Raw genomic sequence first — 18,313 nt, 5'->3', positions numbered from 1 at the left:
TGGGGTCAGATACCGATACTGTTCAGGGTATTCATTATCTGTCGTATGGTTTGGGCGATGGTAGGGTGCTCCTCAGCGAATTCAATGGCTTCCTTTTCCAGCCGGTCATTGAAGGTTTCCACGGGAACTTTTCCTTCGGCCCTGGCCAGTGCGATTTCGAGTTCATCGGTTATCTGTCGCAGACTGGCAGCCGTGCACTCATCGACTGGTTGACCATCCAGCAGGTCATGAAGATCCTGAATGTGGGCATTGAGTTTGTCATTCATAATTTTCTCTCCACCGACTGTTCCATCTTAGACCAGCGCGAGAGAGGATGAAATGGCAAAATGCAAACGACAAACATGCCTGCGTAATCGCATTTAACCATCACTGATAACAACAGGAATGCCATGCGTTATACCAGCCATACCATCGAAGGGGAGTCAGCGACGTTTCCGGTTGGAAAGGTCGTCTGTGTCGGTCGTAATTATGCAGAGCATGCCCGTGAGCTGAACAACCCCGTGCCGACTGAGCCCCTGCTGTTCATGAAACCGGCAACGTCACTTGTACCCTTTTCAGACGCTGTTCGTTTACCCGAACAGCGTGGCAGTGTGCATTATGAAACGGAGATTGCGATCCTCATCGGCCGTGAAATCAGTCATGTCCCCCCTGAAGAATCGATCACTGCCATTGCCGGTGTCGGGTTGGCACTGGATCTGACCTTGCGTGAACTTCAGGGGCGTCTGAAGGAAAAAGGGCATCCGTGGGAGATCGCCAAGGGGTTTGATGGTGCATGTCCTTTGTCGTCTTTTGTCTGTGCGGAGCGTATCGGACGGTGGGACGACATTGATTTCCAGTTATCCATTGATGGTGAAATACGTCAGCATGGGAACAGCATTGAAATGCTGATGCCGATTCTGCCGCTGATCAGTTATATCAGTGAGCATTTCACCCTTTGTCCCGGTGACGTAGTGCTTACAGGAACCCCGGCAGGCGTCGGTGAACTGGCCAGTGGCATGACACTTAAGGCTGAAATCAATGGCCTGATGGCGGTAGAATCAAGCGTGCTTTAAAGAACAACTGGCAGGCGGGCTTGGTGGTATGATCAGGAGCGACCAACCCGGCCAACCCGGTTGGCAGTCGATAACAAACGTGTCCACACAATAACTCTTTAGAATCGGTTGTACTGGGGAGTGAACCATGCGCATTCTTGCACTGGCTTTCTGTTTTTTTATTTCCGGCGTTCAGGCCGCGCAATACCATCTTGTTACCGAAAACTTTCCACCGCTGAACATGACCAATAATGGCAGTGAGTATGCCCGTAACCAGCGGGTGACAGGCATTGCCACGGATATTGTTCGAACCCTGTTTGATACCATGGACCTGGAGTACCGGGTCACACTTTATCCGGACTGGGACCGGGCGTTTAACCAGGCCCTGGATGATGAAAACGTGGGTGTTTATTCCACCTTCAGAACATCGGAGCGTGAAGAGCGCTTCCGTTGGGTCGGGCCGCTGTTTGACGAAGAGTGGATTATCCTGGCGCCGGCAGACAGTGACGTTAGCCTGGAAAGTATCCACGATCTCAAGAAATACCGGGTTGGCAGTTATGAGGCTGATGCCATCAGCGATTATCTCAAGGAGAAGGGCGTGCCTCTGGTGACTACCCGCGGTGATGTCCTCAATGCCATGAATATGCGTTTGGGAAAAATTGACCTCTGGGCAACCAGTTCACTTTCGGGTCCGTTTATCGCTGAACGTTACAATATGGACGTTAAGCGACTGCTGACATTCAATACCAGCCAACTCTGGCTGGCGATGAACAAAAACGCTAATCCCGAACTGATCAAGGCACTGAATGCGGAACTGGGCTCACTAAAAAAAAATGGCCAGCTGGAAACCATTCTGAGTCAGTACATAAACGAATAACCTGACAGACGGCCTGAGTCTTCAGGCCGTCATATTGTTCACTGCAACTGATCAAGCAAGCTCAGGAAAAACGCATATTCCAGTGCGAGTTCTTTTTGCTGCTGGTAACGTCCGGATGCGCCACCATGGCCAGCTTCCATGTTGGTATAGAACAACAGTTTATTGTCGTCTGTTTTGTATTCTCGCAGTTTTGCCACCCATTTAGCCGGCTCAAAGTACTGTACCTGTGAGTCGTGCAGACCTGTGGTAACCAGCATATTGGGATAATCCTGGCGTTGTACATTGTCGTAAGGTGAGTAAGACAGCATGTAATCGTAGTCTGTTTTGTTGTTGGGGTTCCCCCACTCGTCATACTCATTGGTGGTCAGTGGCAGGCTTTCATCCAGCATGGTCGTTACCACATCGACAAAAGGCACATCAGCGTTGATACCCAGGTAGAGTTCCGGCGCCATATTCACGACCGCCCCCATCAACAGGCCGCCGGCACTTCCACCTGATGCAAACACTTTGTTTTTGTCAGCGTAGCCTTCCGCGGCGAGCGCACGGGTCACATCAATAAAATCGGTAAAGCTGTTACGTTTCTGCTGCTGTCGACCGGCTTCATACCAGGGGCGTCCCAGTATCTGACCGCCGCGAATATGGGCAATGGCATAAACGAAACCACGATCCAGCAGGGAGAGCCGGTTAGCGGAGAAGTACGGCTCAATGGTGTAACCATAAGCACCATAGCCGTATTGATAGAGTGGATTGGTGCCGTCTTTACTAAACCGGTCAGTACGCCATACCAGTGACACGGGAATCTCTGTGCCGTCTGTTGCAGTGACGAATAGGCGTTCACTGGCGTAATTCGATGGGGTGAATCCACCGGGAACCTCTTTCTGTTTCAGTTGTTCCCGTTCACCGGTGAAAAGGTCGTACTCATAAATCGTATCCGGTGTTGTCATTGAGCTGTACCAGATACGGACGCGTGGTGCATCCACAGACGGGTTGGCAGAAAAGTGGGCGACGAAGACCGGATCATCAAACGACAATTGATGCTCTTTGCCGGTACTCAGTTGAATGACACGAATGCGCGGGATACCGTTTTCCTTTTCATTGAGCACCAGTGCATCTTTAAACAGCAGGTAGTCTTCGAGATACACATTGTCCCGATGGGGAATAACTTCCTGCCAGGCGGATTTGTCGGCACTCTGCGCTTTTTTCACCTTCATCAGGCGAAAGTTGGTGGCCTGCCAGTTGGTGCGGATGTAATACCAGTCATCCAGTTTGGCAATGTCGTATTCATGGTTAGCCTCACGGGGGAGGAACGCCGTAAAGTTGCCTTCTGGTGTTGTTGCATCCAGCAGTGAGACAGCACATTGTGTGGTGCTGTCATGGTTGATCAAAAGAGTGGAGTCATCGCGGGTGCGGTCAATGCCGGTATAGAAGCTTTTATCCTGTTCTTCGTAAACCAGAACATCCTCTTTCTGTTCCGTACCCAGTGTATGCCGGAATACCTGGTAACCCAGCAGTGTTTGCGGATCCTGACGGATATAAAACACGGTGCGGTTGTCGGCTGCCCATACAACGTCACCTGTCGTTTGCTCAAGACGGTCCGTTAACAGCTCACCGGTCAGCAGGTTTTTAAAATATACGGTGTAAATACGACGACCTACTGTATCTTCGCTCCATGCCAGTAACTGGTTGTTCAGGCTGACATCCATATTACCGATACTGAAAAACTCGTGCCCTTCGGCCAGTTTATTGCCGTCCAGCAGGACCTCTTCGGGATTATCGAGGGTTTCCGCTTTGCGGGCATGCACCGGGTATTCATCATCGCCACTGTAACGGGTGTAGTACCAGTAACCGTTGTCCAGCACCGGTACGGTGGAGTCGTCTTTCTTGATGCGGCCTATCAGTTCCTGATAGAGCGATTCCCTGAGCGGTGCATAAGGCGCCATGACCGCATCGGTATAGTCATTTTCAGCTTTCAGCCAGGACAGTATTTCAGGATCTTCACGGCTGTCGTCGCGCAGCCAGTAGTAATCATCAATCCGCTGGTGGCCATGGTGTTCCAGCGTCCTGGGTTGCTTTTTGACAAAGGGTGGTTTGATCATTTCTAGCGCCTGGTCATTCAACAATTCAGTGCCGTTGTCGTGTGCGTCGCTGATACCAGTGAGCCATTAAACGGACATCAAGTACTGCAATATTCGTTTCATTGAGTAAGATAACGCAAGAATAATCACTCAATAGTGGCAGTGGGCATGATGAAAAGAATAAAAAGCGCCTTGTTACTGTTATCTGTATTGGATCGGATTCGATCCTCCTTACGGGTAAAAAACACGATTTTGCCAGATTCTGGCATCCACTCTTCCAAAAGAAGCATCATTCAATATGCTGTTACGGCGTTCGGGTTGCTGCTATCTGCGATGATGCATAGTGCTGTTAAAAGCGATATTAACGACAACAGTATCGCAGCGATTGTCGGTGGCGAGGCGATTACCACAGAGGCGTTGGAGGTTTTTTACCAGCAGGCGGCTCCCGATGACTTTCGTACAACACGGGAAAGTGTTCTACGGGATTTGATCACTAACAGACTGCTCGCCCACTGGCGTGAGCAGAGTGGATTAGCACCGACTGATAATCCTGTCGGCTTTTCCACTGATGTGGCTGTTGCTGATCAATTGAATGGTTTGATTCGCTTGTACTGGCGGAAACCATTGGAAAACTGGCTCAGTGAGCAAGCCGGTGGCATGGATGGCTTTGTTCAGAAAACTTCTATTCCTGCACCAGACCGGCTGGCTGATTTACTCAGAAATAAAGGTCAGATGTCTTTTACTGCGACAGAACAGCAGCAGCTTCTTTTCAGTCAAACTGTTCTCTTAACGTATCGGTTGCCCGGAGGTAAAACGGAAACGATTACGTTGCGTGATATATATGATCGTCAGAATGTACAGGGACGTATCCAGCTGAGTCGGGCAACACCTGCGTATTTGGCCGGACAGGTTGAGCAGCTGCTGGGACACAGGGTCGTGGAATACTGGGCGCGGGAACATTCAGGTCTGACGTCGGCAGATATCCGGTCGATGAAAAGGGTGCTTATCGACCGTCGAGAGCGTGAGACCGTTCTTAAAAGTCTCGGGTTGTTTAATGTCATGCACAGCAGTAATCCGGTGCTTCGCCAGCTCGCGGATGCTGTGACCCGTGAGGAAGTGGCAGATTATTACCGTAATCAGAAAAAGCAGTTCAGCCGACTGGAAGCGGTTAAGGCGTTTCATCTTCAGATTGATAGCCAGAAAAAAGCGGACGACGTTTATTCACAATTGATCGATGGTTTGACGTTTCAAGAGGCCGTGAAGCTCTATTCTGTAGCGAATGACCATGGTGAGAAGGAGCTAGGAAGTCTGGGCTGGATAGCGAGGACTGAAAAGGCGCCAAACTGGCTGGAATCCATGGCATTTATGCAGAAAATCGGGATCCCTTCTCGCCCGGTTAAACGTCCGGCAATAACGGGAGAACCGGCGACCTGGGAAATCATTCTGGTGACTGAACAGAAGAAAGGCTATTACGCGGAAGACAGTGAAACGGTTCGATATCTTGCGTCGCGACAGATTGCGCTTGAAAAAGCCAGAACGCAGTTTGCACAGTTGAAGGAGCGGTTACGCAAGGAGGTGCCTGTGCGCATCAATCCTGACTATATCGGGGTATTTTGATGGCAGTTAACAAACGATGGGCTGCGGTTGTTTCAGGATGCATCGTGACGGTGGCTTTCGCTTTGTGGGTTTTCAGTGATGACCGGGCAAGCTCAATACGGGAAAAAATTCCCGCTGCCAGGGAAGAAGCTGTCAGTGCCTTGAAGGCAATCGATAAACGAGAAGTGTCGACAGAACAAGGCAGTATTGTTGAAAACGCTGAGGTGCCAATACCTGATGATCAGCAAATGGGCAGTGGTAACAAGTCGTTCGACTTTGATGCTAAGGCCATCCATTCATTCAGTCACTCAGTGACGCATGGAGACAACCGGGCACCATCGGTCGCAGAGTATCAGCCAAGAGTTTTGCCATCCGCGAATGAACTGAGTGATCCAGAACGCTATCAGCGCTATGAAGCCCGTCAGGAAGAGCAACTGAAACTGGCATTTGTCATTGCGGCAGAAGATAAAATCAAAACGATGGAAACAGCCATCGAGCGGGCCAAGGCGGAAGGTATGGATAAAGAACAGTTGGACGAAGGTATTCGTAAACTGGAAGGTATTCGTGCCATGAAACAACAGCTCGAACAGGAAATGGACATCGTAGAAGCCGGTAATAACCCATCACCCTGATCGGATGGGTTATTACCTTTAGGTTGGGTTCCTGTTTGCAGTGGCGTGTCAGATTATCTTTCGTGTACGACGATTATCGTCTATTGCTACAAACACGAAATTGCCTTCCGTAACCTTATGCTCCTCATCGGCCACGGGATTGCGTGTCCAGGCCTCAACCTGAACTTGAATGGAACTACGGCCGGTGTCTGAAACGATAGTGTAAAAACTCACCACATCACCCACTTCAATGGGGCGCATGAAAACCAGTTTATCGATGGCTACCGTTGCCACCCGGCCGTGTGCAACCTGCCGGGCGCTCATCTCAGCCGCGAGATCCATTTGCGAGACAACCCAGCCGCCGAAAATATCATTATCCGGGTTGGTGTCCCTTGGCATGGCCTGAACCCGAAGAGTCAGTTCCCCCTCAGGGTGTGGCAGGTGATCGGTTTTTAGCGTTTCCATACCTTTCTCCCTATTGGTAAACCTGTGATGGCAGCCAGGTGATAATGCCCGGCCAGATGGCCATCAAAGCCAGCAATAACAGCTGGATCACGATAAACGGCGCCACCCCTTTATAAATATCGGTGGTGGCGACACTGCCCGGCGCAACACCCCGCAGGTAGAACAGGGCAAACCCGAAGGGTGGCGTCAGGAAGGAGGTCTGCAGGTTCACAGCAATCATGATGCCAAGCCAGATGGGATCCAGCCCCATGGCCAGCAATACCGGGCCGACGATAGGAACGACGACAAAGGTGATCTCAATAAAATCGAGTATGAAACCCAGCGCGAAGATGACCAGCATGACGATCAGGGTCGCGGTGAAGACACCACCGGGCATGTTCTCGAACAGTTCCTGGATGATTTCGTCACCGCCGAAGCCGCGGAATACCAGGGAGAACACCGATGCACCAATCAGGATCAAAAAGACCATGCAGGTGACTTCCGTCGTAGAACGAACCACCTCACCTGTCCGGGGCAGCGAGAGTTGTCCTTTAGCCAGTGCAAGCAGTGCGGCGCCGAAGGCGCCAACGGCGGATGCTTCGGTGGGGGTTGCGATGCCGGCCATGATGGAGCCCAGTACGGCAAAGATCAGTAATAACGGTGGAGCAAGGCTAAGCAGCAGCGACTTGTTGGAATCGTCATCATGGTGCGTTTCGGTGACGGCTGGGGAACTTTCCGGTTTCAACCAGGCCATCACGACCAGCCAGGCAATATAGAGGCACACCAGAATGAGTCCGGGAATCATGGCACCGACAAACAGATCCCCAACGGAGACGGTCTTGGGCGAGAAGATGCCCATGTCCAGCTGGGCCTGTTGATAAGCTGTGGACATGACATCGCCGATCAGCACCAGCGCGATGGAGGGCGGAATGATCTGCCCCAGTGTGCCGGTGGCGCAGATGGTGCCGGTGGCCAGTTTCGGGTCGTAACCCCGCTTGAGCATGGTGGGTAGGGAGAGTAATCCCATCGTCACGACAGTGGCGCCGCAGATTCCTGTGCTGGCCGCCAGCAGCATGCCGACCAGTGTGACAGAGATGCCCAGTCCGCCACGTATCCGGCCGAACAGGCGAGCCATCCCTTCCAGCAAATCTTCGGCGACACGGGATTTTTCCAGCATCACGCCCATCAGAACAAATAGCGGGACTGCCATCAGGGTTTGATTGGTCATGATGCCGAACAGGCGATTAGGCAGGGCGTGAAGGAATGCAACATCAAAAGCGCCGGTTGCTGTTCCTAATACCGCGAAGGCCAGTGCCGTGCCTCCCAGGGAAAAGGCAACCGGGTAACCGGCCAGTAATACCAGGCAGACCACCAGGAACATCAGCAGGGGAATCCATTCGCTCATGCGGCCTCCCGGGGTAGCGTTTCAGTGTCTGGAGGTGGGGCGTCATGACCGGTGATAATCAGCAGGTTGCGCAGTGCTTCGGCCATACCCTGAATAATTAACGTGGCCGCCAGAACTAATATCAGGCTTTTCATGAGGTAGAGAGCCGGCAGCCCACCCGCTTCCTGTGAGCTTTCCCGTATCGCCCAGGATTGGCTGACATATTCCCAGCTCATCACGCCGATCAATCCACAGACCGGAAGTAACAGAAACAGGCTGCCCAGGGCATTGACCAGTGCCTGACGGCGTGTCGAGAAGCGTCGGTAAAAAATATCAACCCGGACATGGCCGTTATGTTTGAGCGTCCAGGCGCAGGCAGACAGGAAAATAATTGTGTGAATCCAGGTGGCGGATTCCTGCAGGGCAATGGAACCCTGGTTAAACAGGTAACGCAGCAGGACAACCGTACAGACAACCAGCATCAGCAGCAGGTTAAGCCAGGCAACGGTGCGGCCAGTTTTCTCGGTAAAGTGGTCAATCCCCTTTACCAGACGGCGGGTCAGGCGCACGCAGGTGTTCATGTAGCCCCCTGTTCTTCTTGTTATTGGAGGATTATACCGAAACCCTCACTCCAGAGGCACCCGTTTGCGTGTCATGATTCTGTAATAACCCGTACATATAGTCGTCATATATCCACCGGATACTGATACGCGAAGACTACGAGTACCCCTAGCGGTTGATAAGAACACGAGACACAGGAGAAAAGAATAATGAAAGTGAAACGTCTTGCGACAGCCCTGGCGTTGACCGCCGGTGTTGCACTGACCGCCCAGGCTGCACCCAAAGTCGACAGCGACCTGCCAACCTACAGCAAGTCCAGCGGTGTATCCGGTAACCTGTCCAGCGTCGGTTCCGACACCCTGGCGAACCTGATGACCCTCTGGGCCGAAGACTTCAAGCGTGAATATCCCAACGTCAACATCCAGATTCAGGCGGCGGGTTCTTCCACCGCCCCGCCTGCGCTGACTGAAGGCACCTCTAACCTCGGCCCCATGAGCCGCAAGATGAAGGACAAGGAACTGGAAGCGTTCGAGAAGAAGCATGGCTACAAGCCGATTGCTATTCCGGTCGCTATTGATGCCCTGGCAGTCTTCGTCAACAAGGATAATCCGATCCAGGGACTGACCATGTCCCAGGTGGACGCTATCTTTTCCTCAACCCGTAAGTGTGGCAACGATGGCGCCATCAAGGACTGGGGGGATACCGGACTCAGCGGTCCTTGGGGAAGCCGTGATATCCAGCTGTATGGCCGTAACTCCGTATCCGGCACCTATGGCTACTTCAAGAAAAAGGCACTCTGTAAGGGTGACTTCAAGAACAACGTGAATGAGCAGCCAGGGTCTGCGTCTGTTGTTCAGTCCATCAGTGCGTCAGTGAACGGTATCGGTTACTCCGGTATCGGTTACAAGACCTCCAGTGTCCGTACCGTACCGCTGGCGAAGAAGCCGGGTCAGCCTTTCGTTGATGCAACCGCTGATAATGCCGTGACCGGTGAATATCCGCTGTCACGTTTCCTCTATGTCTATATCAACAAGCAGCCAAACAAGCCACTTTCCCCATTGGAGCGTGAGTTTGTGAAGATGGTGCTGTCTCAGCAGGGGCAGGAAGTGGTTGTGAAGGATGGCTATATCCCGCTGCCAAATAAGGTGGTACAGAAGACATTGAAGCAGCTGGATATTCTTTAATTGGAATCTATTCTGGCAATCAAAAGGCGAGCATTGCTCGCCTTTTTTTGTTCCTCTCGGTATGTCCTGTTTGTCCAGAGGCACTGTCTCAATAAATACATGGTGTTGATGAGTATGTTGCATTCTGAACGGTGCTTTCTGCTTCTTTATCTACAAGGTATAAATTATTTCAGTAAATAGTCACCATGAAGCATTTACAATGACGCCTTTCGTGTGAATTCGTACGTTCGTTAGCGACTTTGTTGGTGACATTAAAAACGGAAGGTTTCGATCAGTATTCAACTAATGAACTGATATAAGTAGATGTATCAGGCGCTGTAATATTTCTGTCACACAGTCTGGTTACCTTACGCTCATAACAAAAACCGGACCTGGTCATGAACGAACAAGGCATAGCAGCAGCGCCTGAGCTTCACTTCGATACCCCGGCCCTGAAGCGTTACGGGAATCGTCGGCGGCTCAAGGACAAGGCGGCACGATGGGGGATCGCCACTGGCGGCATCGGCATTATTGTCGCGATCATGTTGATCTTTATTTACCTGCTGTATGAGGTTGCGCCGCTGTTTCGTTCAGCGGACATGCAACGTGAGGCCAGTTATACGTTGCCGGTGCCTGTAGCCGGTACATCGTCAGATGTCCTTTTCCTGACCATGGAAGAACAGGCTGAACAGGGCCTTCGGGTCATGGCCGATGGGCAGGCCGTATTCTTTGACACCCGCTCCGGCAACCAGACTCGGGCATTTACTCTTCCATTGCCTGAAGGTTCTGCCATTACCGCCATCAGCGCGGCAGATCCAGCCAGCCCGTTGATGGTGGCCGGGTTATCCAATGGTGAAGCGATTGTTTTCAAGCATGATTACCGCATTACCTGGCCGGATGATCAGCGGATTATTACGCCAGCGATTGTTTATCCCTATGGTGAAGCGCCAATCTCCCTTTCCGAAAATGGCAAGCCGCTGACAGAGGTGGCCATCCAGGACGGCGAGGAACAGTTGCTGATTGCCGGTAGTGCCGGTCAGCGGATTTTCATGACAGCCTTCACCAAGGAAGAGGATTTCCTGACCGAAGAGATCGCACTGGAAGAACAGCGTGTGGATTTACCGGCGGTCGCGGGTGAGGTCAAAAAGCTGTTGATTGATCCTGATCAGCACTGGCTGTATGCATTGAACGGCAATGACAGCCTGTCACTACACGCTATCAGCAATATTAACCAGCCGGAATTAGTGGATACCATCGACCTGACCGAGGGCTCTGCCACCGTGACGGCGGCTGAATTCCTGTTAGGCGGTATCTCGCTGCTGATTGGAGACAGTCAGGGTCATATCAGCCAATGGTTTCTGGTGCGGGATGCGGAAGGAAAGCAGCAGCTGACCCGGATTCGGGATTTTCAGCTGGGTGACCAGCCCATTACGGGGATTGCGCCAGAGCATCGCCGTAAGGGTTTCCTGGCTGTGGATGCCACCGGTTCGGCAGGATTGTTTAACACCACGGCCAGACGCACGTTGCTGACAGTACCCGTCACAGACAGTGCCATTAATACACTGGGCATGTCGCCGAGGGGGAATGCCCTGCTGGTCGAATCACCGGAAGGGCTGGCGTTCTGGCGCATTGAGAATGAACATCCGGAAGTTTCCTGGTCAGCCTTGTGGGATAAGGTCTGGTATGAGTCGTACGAACAGCCGGAATATATCTGGCAGTCCTCAGCTTCCAATAACGATTTTGAACCCAAGCTGAGCCTGATGCCGCTGGCATTCGGGACGCTGAAGGCGGCGTTTTATGCGATGTTGCTGGCGGCGCCTTTGGCGATCTGCGGCGCCATCTATACGGCTTACTTCATGGCGCCCGGTTTGCGTCGCAAAGTGAAGCCGGTGATTGAACTCATGGAAGCGCTGCCCACCGTTATTCTCGGTTTCCTGGCCGGCCTCTGGCTGGCACCGTTTGTCGAGAATAACCTGACCGGCATTTTTGCCCTGTTGCTGATCGTACCGTTTGCGGTGCTGGGTTTTGCTTTCTTCTGGGACCGGCTGCCCGTTGAACTGCGCAGTCGGGTGCCTGATGGCTGGCAGCCCCTGATTCTGGTGCCCGTTATTTTGGTCGCCGGTTGGGCCGCACTCGGCGCCAGCGGCACGCTTGAGCACCTGTTCTTTGGTGGGGACATGCGCGCCTGGATCACTAAAGACCTGGGGATTGCCTACGATCAGCGCAACGCCATGGTCGTCGGACTGGCGATGGGCTTTGCCGTTATCCCCACCATTTTCTCCATTGCGGAAGACGCCATTTTCAGTGTGCCCAAGCATCTGACTTATGGCTCTCTGGCTTTGGGCGCGACACCATGGCAGACCCTGACCCGTGTCGTACTATTGACCGCCAGTCCCGGTATTTTCTCGGCATTGATGATCGGCATGGGACGTGCGGTGGGTGAAACCATGATTGTCCTGATGGCGACCGGTAATACGCCCATCATGGATGCCAATATCTTCGAGGGTATGCGGACACTGGCCGCCAATATTGCGGTGGAAATGCCGGAGTCCGAGGTTGGCAGCAGCCATTACCGAATTCTGTTCCTGGCGGCATTAACCCTGTTCCTGTTCACCTTTGTCGTGAACACGCTGGCGGAGTTGGTGCGACACCGTCTCAGAACCAAATACAGCTCCCTGTGATAACCGCAGTACAAGAATAGGCAGGCAGAGAGAATGCGAATAACAGTCGGCAAATGGTTTCAGGGGGGCTCGCCCTGGGTCTGGCTTAACGCCGGGGCGGTGGCGATCAGTCTGGTGATGGTGGTCGGGCTTCTGGCCCTGATTGCAGTGAGAGGCCTCGGGCATTTCTGGCCGTCGGCCATCGTTGCAGCAGACTATCGGGTGCCGGGCCAGGAAAGCCGTCAGGTGCTGGGGCAGCTGGCGGATTCGGAAACCGTCTCCGGTGAGCGCTTGCGTGGTGCAGGGCTACCGCTGGACCCTTCACTGGACGTGGTTGAACGTAGCCTGATCAAGGTCGGTAACCGGGATGTCACCGGCAGCGACTTTGCCTGGGTGGTCGAGCCCTGGCTGCAGGATGCGCATTACCCGGAAAATGTGATGGCCGTTGAACGTCGGGAATGGGGTAATTTCTACGGCTACCTCAAGGCTGTACGGGAAGCGGATAAAACGGTTGCTACTGGTGACCAGGCCTGGGAGGTATTCCAGCAGCGGATTGCCCGGGCTTTGGCCATCCACGACCAGATTTACCAGATTGAGAAGCACGACATCGGTAGTATCAATGCCCGCCTTGAACGTCTGCGCCTGAAAGAGCGGGGACTGGAACTGAAGGGCAATGCGACACCTGCCGTGCTGGCCGGCATTCAGGCCGAGCGTGCAGCGCTGGACGCCGAGTACAAGGTGCTGGAGCAACAGCTTGGCAAATTGTATGTGGCGTTTAACCGTGACAGCGCGGTCGCTGAAACGGCCGATGGACAGGAAGTCATTCTGTCGATGGGTAAGGTGGTTCGGGCGTATCAACCCAACGCCATGGGACTGGTGGATAAACTGGCATTCTATGGCGACAAACTCTGGGAGTTTGTCAGTGATGATCCGCGGGAAGCCAATACCGAGGGTGGGATTTTCCCGGCTATTTTCGGTACTGTGATGATGGTGATTTTGATGTCCATCATCGTGACGCCGTTCGGCGTGATAGCCGCCGTTTACCTGAGGGAATATGCCGGTCAGGGTTTCATGACCCGCTCAATCCGTATTGCGGTTAACAACCTGGCCGGTGTGCCTTCCATTGTGTACGGCGTTTTTGGCCTGGGCTTCTTTGTGTATTTCCTGGGAGGACAGATGGATCAGCTGTTCTTCCCGGCGGCGCTCCCGGCGCCAACCTTCGGTACGCCCGGCTTGATGTGGGCAGCCATCACTCTGGCGTTGTTGACGTTGCCGGTGGTAATCGTCGCTACAGAAGAAGGCCTGTCACGTATTCCACGTTCCGTGCGTGAGGGCAGTCTGGCGTTGGGTGCAACCAAGGCGGAAACCCTCTGGCGGGTCGTTCTGCCAATGGCGAGCCCGGCCATGATGACCGGATTGATTCTGGCCGTTGCCCGTGCCGCCGGGGAAGTGGCACCTTTGATGCTGGTGGGGGTGGTCAAGCTCGCACCGAGCCTGCCGCTGGACGGTAACTATCCGTTCCTGCACCTCGACCAGAAGTTTATGCACCTAGGCTTCCACATATATGATGTCGGATTCCAGAGTCCGAATGTTGAAGCGGCGCGTCCGCTGGTGTATGCCACGGCGTTGTTGCTTGTGATCGTGATTGCCGTACTGAATCTGTCGGCTGTGGCCATCCGCAACAGCCTGCGTGAAAAATATAAAACGCTGGAAGTGTAACCGGCGATAACCTGTTTCGAATGGAATGGTGACAAGATGAGCGAGACACTGGCAGTAGCCCCTGAAACGCGCACAGCCCCTGAAGCGAAGCCGGTGACGCCGGGTGTTGAAGAATCACAGGCGCGTACCCACAGTATTGATATGGACAGCCTGGGGCGTGGTATTCGCAAGTTAAGACTTGAAGATGAAGAGACCTGCCTCGATATCCGGAACCTGAATCTGTTTTACGGTGAAAAGCAGGCGCTTTACAACATCAGCCTGACGATCCCGAAAAAGCGGGTGACGGCCTTTATCGGGCCGTCGGGCTGCGGTAAGTCAACGTTGCTGCGTAGCCTGAACCGCATGAATGACCTGGTGGATGGCTGCCGTGTAGACGGCAATATCATGCTGGAAGGTCAGAATATCTATGACAAGCGGATTGAAGTGTCTGACCTGCGTCGCCGGGTTGGCATGGTGTTCCAGAAACCGAATCCGTTTCCCAAGAGTATTTATGAAAATGTCGCTTACGGTCTCCGCATCCAGGGGATCAACAAAAAGCGGACATTGGATGAAGTTGTGGAGTGGTCGCTGAAAGGTGCCGCCCTCTGGGATGAAGTGAAAGACCGGCTGCACGAAAGTGCCCTCGGTATGTCCGGTGGTCAGCAGCAGCGCCTGGTCATTGCCCGAACCATTGCCGTGGAACCGGAAGTGCTGTTGCTGGATGAACCGGCATCAGCACTGGATCCGATCTCCACATTGAAGATTGAAGAACTGATTAACGAGCTCAAGAGCCGCTACACCATTGTCATCGTGACCCATAATATGCAACAGGCTGCGCGGGTATCCGACTATACCTCGTTTCTTTATATGGGGCAGCAGATCGAGTTTGGCGACACGGATACCGTATTCACCAATCCGACGCAGAAAAAGACCGAAGATTACATCACGGGTCGTTATGGTTGATGTGTGTCGTGTATGAATTGAGCAGGCTGAGGAAAACAGGAAATGCCGATTGAAACCAAATCCGATGAGATTACTCATCACATCTCCCAGCAGTTCAATAATGATTTAGATGAACTGCGTAACCAGCTGCTGGCCATGGGCGGCGCGGTGGAGAAACAGGTATCCGACGCGATTCGTGCGTTGATTGATGCTGACAGTGAGCTGGGCCTGTCAGTCCGTGAGAAGGATACTGACATCAACTACATGGAAGTGTCCATTGACGAGAATGTCTCCCGGGTACTGGCCCGTCGTCAGCCGGCAGCCAGTGACTTGCGTCTGGTAATCGCCTGTACCAAGGCAGCCACTGATCTGGAGCGTATCGGCGATGAGGCCTCCAAGATTGCCCGCTTTGGTATCAGCCTGAGCGAGCAGGGCGAAGCGCCGCGTGGTTATGTGGAAGCCCGTCATATCGGTTCCCATGTCCGTAAGATGGTGCAGGACGCCCTGAACGCGTTTGCCCGTTTTGATGCGGATATGGCACTGGCCGTGGTTCAGGAAGACAAATCCGTGGACCGGGAATACAAGTCCGCCATGCGTGAGCTGGTGACGTATATGATGGAAGATCCCCGTTCTATTACCCGGGTGCTGAACATCATGTGGGTACTGCGTTCGCTGGAGCGGATTGGCGACCATGCCCGTAATATCGCGGAATATGTGATTTACCTGGTGAAAGGTACCGATGTCCGTCACATTGGCATCAAGCGTATGAAAGCTGAGGTGTTTGAAGATATATAATTGATCGTTGACATTGCAGGGCGATAGGAAAAAACTATCGCTCTTCAACGTAACATCATTTTCTATGCGACTAGTGTTGCTCACTTGTGTTGGGCAGGAGATCGTAAATACGTCTGATAGGTTAACTGGGCTGTTATAAAGTGATTTACAGTCTTTAATGCAATGTGGCAGCAGTTTTATAGTGATTTATATTCTGCTGCAGCATCGTTTTTTTTACACATCAGACCTCATCTTCATAGCGATAAAGAGAGTTGAATCTGTTTATTAGAGCATGCAGTCTTTAATCGGTAGCCGATACGAGTGCATCAACACCAGTATTAAAATCGGCTAGCGATTTGCCTTCATGAATGATGGCATGTAACAGCCTGGATACTTCATCGTATGGTTTAAGTAATTTTTCGAAACTTGTTATGATTAAAGCATAGGCTACTTTACTTGATCTTTCTGTTGTACTCTTACTAAGTTTTTCGATTATAGGTTTTGTTTCTTTATATGCGTCTATACGGGTGCTCACTAATATTTTAAGTTGTATTATACTTGATCTATCCCCTTGATATGCCGAATGTTCAAAATCGATTTCTTTGGATTGTAGGTAGTCATACAATATTTTTGAGTATTCACTTCTGTAAAGGTCAAGGAAGACTGTGTTGTCCATGGCTAAAAATTCGCGTAATCGATCGCTAGCCATTCTGTTTAGAGCGACGAGTTGAGGAAGCTCAAAAATATTCATGTGTTCAAAAATAATTTTCAGAGATTGATTCCAGTCGGTTGATGTAATGGCATTAGGGAGGTAGTAGTGTATACTGCATAAACGTCTAAGGTGTTCAAGATAATGCTTCACGAATCCTTTGGTAATCATGTCCCTCATTTTCTGTATAAGAGTCGCTTTTCTTTTTTGTGTTGTGTCTTCATCTTCATAGTCATCTACTAGAGAATCGTCATTCATGCTACATCTTAATATGTCATCCACTTGATTAAATGAGTCACGGGAGACTCTCTCAAGCAAAGCCAATGTTTGCTGAAATTCATTAAAAAATTGCTCTTTGCAGTACTTTTGTGTGTGTAATAAAAGGAGTAATGTTGCCATAACCACCTTGTTATTTTCAGGTGATTGATCGAAAAGATGGCTGCAACGAATATCGCGAGGGTGTTTTTTCAGTACAAAATGACTTCTCTCTCCATGCCCCTCAACGAGTAAGCACTCATCCCAACCCCAGACCCAAGAATATGAGGGACGAATGCCTGACTCATCCATGAGTTGTGCAGTTTTTAAGAGGCGGGCTGATTTTTTAGCAAAGGCCCTTTCATCTTCACAATCCTCTGGTGTGAGCGTCCTTAGCTGAGCGTGAATACTTGTCCTGTAAAGCACACCCGGCGCTGATGCGTCTAGAGTGAGGCATACGCCGCGTAGTTGAGGAATATCCATTACCGAAGGAAGCTCTTTGAGCAGACTCCCATGACTCCTGTTGGAAGCGTTACCGAATAAATAGGTGGAACCCTGAATCGTGAGTGCTAACGGCTGGGCGCCCAATAGCGGCATCTCAGCTGGTGTTAGATCTTCAGCAAAATTGATATCGTCGAAATCTTTGGATTGCAACGCCTTGGCCTGAGACAATGCACTTACCAGGACGCCATGTGCATTATCTGCTATTCGCTGGATAATGAAGGTCTGCTCAGTATTGGGTAGTAAAAAACGTTTTTGACAGACGGTGTAACCTATCCAAAACCCTGTACGATATAATTCGTGTTGTTCAGCGATTGCGGGTTCCACCAGGAACAGTTTGACTTCGTCGGCTCTCTGTTCGATGTCTTCAAATCGACTGATTGGAAAAATACGTGCGTCGGTGAGCTTGTGGGTAATATTGGCGATGACTTCCGTGAACGATTCACAGATAGCATCATCACAAGGCAATAGGCTTGATGTCGTTGCAAAAATAGTGCGATCTTCGACTTCACGTNCTTCACGTCCTTCACGTCCTTCACGTCCTTCACGTCCTTCACGTCCTTCACGTCCTTCACGTCCTTCACGTCCTTCGCGTTGTTGCTCTCCTGCGTCAGGCCTATGGACTTCCCCTGGCCGCTCATCAGGAACAGGGCGACAACGACGACTGCAGATTTCTGCGATGGAGTCCGTGTGTTCCTGTATTGACTGTCTTAACCTGGTTAAACCTTCTCTGATAGTTGATTCCATAACAATTTACCTCTCTGTTAATTAAAAAGATTGGCTTGTCGAGAAAATATTCGTCATTCGATATAGCGATAAACCGGCTTAGGGGTATATTGCGTATCATTTTAATAAGTAGGCTGCACTCACACTCTGTTGTCTGATTAATTTATTGGCTGATTTTGATAATCAATGCCAGCGTTATATGTATTTAAAGACAATCAGTAAGTGATGCATATTCTGGTTTACTTGAACACCGATTCTGGTCTACTTGAACACCCCCGTCACCTTACGTATTGGCGAGCCTGATTT

Annotated in this window: 15 protein-coding genes; 9 read left to right on the top strand and 6 right to left on the bottom strand. The window is 51.6% G+C overall.

The features are described 5' to 3' along the window. Positions 1-5: 5 nt before the first annotated feature. Complete coding sequence (locus ABD892_RS05890; protein ID WP_345194483.1) at positions 6-266, bottom strand: DUF4404 family protein; 261 nt, start codon at positions 264-266, stop codon at positions 6-8. Positions 267-389: 123 nt separating this feature from the next. On the opposite strand from ABD892_RS05890, the gene ABD892_RS05885 reads away from it, so the two are divergent. Both ABD892_RS05885 and ABD892_RS05880 read left to right on the top strand, forming a co-directional pair. After that, entirely contained in the window at positions 390-1,052 is a 663-nt protein-coding gene (locus ABD892_RS05885) for a fumarylacetoacetate hydrolase family protein (RefSeq protein WP_345194482.1), read from the top strand. Positions 1,053-1,179: 127 nt separating this feature from the next. After that, complete coding sequence (locus ABD892_RS05880) at positions 1,180-1,908, top strand: substrate-binding periplasmic protein (RefSeq protein ID WP_345194481.1); 729 nt, start codon at positions 1,180-1,182, stop codon at positions 1,906-1,908. 38 nt (positions 1,909-1,946) lie between these two features. Here the strand turns inward: ABD892_RS05880 and ABD892_RS05875 are convergent, their stop codons facing one another. Continuing rightward, on the bottom strand, positions 1,947-4,004 hold the full coding sequence (locus tag ABD892_RS05875; RefSeq protein WP_345194480.1) for a S9 family peptidase: 2,058 nt from the start codon (positions 4,002-4,004) through the stop codon (positions 1,947-1,949). 125 nt (positions 4,005-4,129) lie between these two features. After that, positions 4,130-4,276, bottom strand: a complete 147-nt coding sequence (locus ABD892_RS05870) for a hypothetical protein (RefSeq protein WP_345194479.1) — start codon at positions 4,274-4,276, stop codon at positions 4,130-4,132. Between the two features lie 40 nt (positions 4,277-4,316). Here ABD892_RS05870 and ABD892_RS05865 point away from each other — a divergent pair, with 40 nt between their 5' ends. Both ABD892_RS05865 and ABD892_RS05860 read left to right on the top strand, forming a co-directional pair. Further along, positions 4,317-5,600 carry a peptidylprolyl isomerase gene (locus ABD892_RS05865; protein ID WP_345194478.1) on the top strand — a complete coding sequence of 428 codons (1,284 nt, stop codon included), beginning with the start codon at positions 4,317-4,319 and terminating at the stop codon, positions 5,598-5,600. Continuing rightward, entirely contained in the window at positions 5,600-6,211 is a 612-nt protein-coding gene (locus ABD892_RS05860) for a hypothetical protein (protein WP_345194477.1), read from the top strand. Before ABD892_RS05865 ends, ABD892_RS05860 begins: the two co-directional genes overlap by 1 nt. Before the next feature lie 48 nt (positions 6,212-6,259). Here the strand turns inward: ABD892_RS05860 and ABD892_RS05855 are convergent, their stop codons facing one another. The 3 genes from ABD892_RS05855 to ABD892_RS05845 are packed head-to-tail and all read right to left on the bottom strand — an operon-like array spanning position 6,260 to position 8,599. After that, complete coding sequence (locus ABD892_RS05855; RefSeq protein ID WP_345194475.1) at positions 6,260-6,655, bottom strand: acyl-CoA thioesterase; 396 nt, start codon at positions 6,653-6,655, stop codon at positions 6,260-6,262. A 10-nt stretch (positions 6,656-6,665) separates the two neighbouring features. After that, entirely contained in the window at positions 6,666-8,039 is a 1,374-nt protein-coding gene (locus tag ABD892_RS05850) for a TRAP transporter large permease (protein WP_345194474.1), read from the bottom strand. Then, on the bottom strand, positions 8,036-8,599 hold the full coding sequence (locus ABD892_RS05845; protein WP_345194473.1) for a TRAP transporter small permease subunit: 564 nt from the start codon (positions 8,597-8,599) through the stop codon (positions 8,036-8,038). Before ABD892_RS05845 ends, ABD892_RS05850 begins: the two co-directional genes overlap by 4 nt. A gap of 189 nt (positions 8,600-8,788) precedes the next feature. Between ABD892_RS05845 and ABD892_RS05840 the strand changes: the two genes are divergently transcribed. The 5 genes from ABD892_RS05840 (at position 8,789) to phoU (ending at position 15,837) form a co-directional block, all read left to right on the top strand. Continuing rightward, entirely contained in the window at positions 8,789-9,763 is a 975-nt protein-coding gene (locus ABD892_RS05840; RefSeq protein WP_345194472.1) for a PstS family phosphate ABC transporter substrate-binding protein, read from the top strand. 377 nt (positions 9,764-10,140) lie between these two features. Further along, positions 10,141-12,423, top strand: coding sequence for an ABC transporter permease subunit (locus ABD892_RS05835; RefSeq protein ID WP_345194470.1), 2,283 nt, complete (start codon positions 10,141-10,143; stop codon positions 12,421-12,423). Between the two features lie 33 nt (positions 12,424-12,456). Further along, positions 12,457-14,121 (top strand): phosphate ABC transporter permease PstA, encoded by a 1,665-nt coding sequence (gene pstA / locus ABD892_RS05830; RefSeq protein WP_345194469.1) that lies wholly within the window; start codon positions 12,457-12,459, stop codon positions 14,119-14,121. 141 nt (positions 14,122-14,262) lie between these two features. Further along, positions 14,263-15,063, top strand: a complete 801-nt coding sequence (pstB, locus tag ABD892_RS05825) for a phosphate ABC transporter ATP-binding protein PstB (protein WP_345194498.1) — start codon at positions 14,263-14,265, stop codon at positions 15,061-15,063. A 42-nt stretch (positions 15,064-15,105) separates the two neighbouring features. Then, entirely contained in the window at positions 15,106-15,837 is a 732-nt protein-coding gene (phoU, locus tag ABD892_RS05820; protein ID WP_211825197.1) for a phosphate signaling complex protein PhoU, read from the top strand. Positions 15,838-18,313 lie beyond the last annotated feature (2,476 nt).

It is taken from the genome of Kistimonas scapharcae (genome assembly GCF_039540975.1).
In the GTDB taxonomy this organism is placed as follows: domain Bacteria; phylum Pseudomonadota; class Gammaproteobacteria; order Pseudomonadales; family Endozoicomonadaceae; genus Kistimonas; species Kistimonas scapharcae.
Note: the sequence above shows the minus strand (reverse complement) of the source record. Positions and strands in the feature narration are given on the sequence as shown.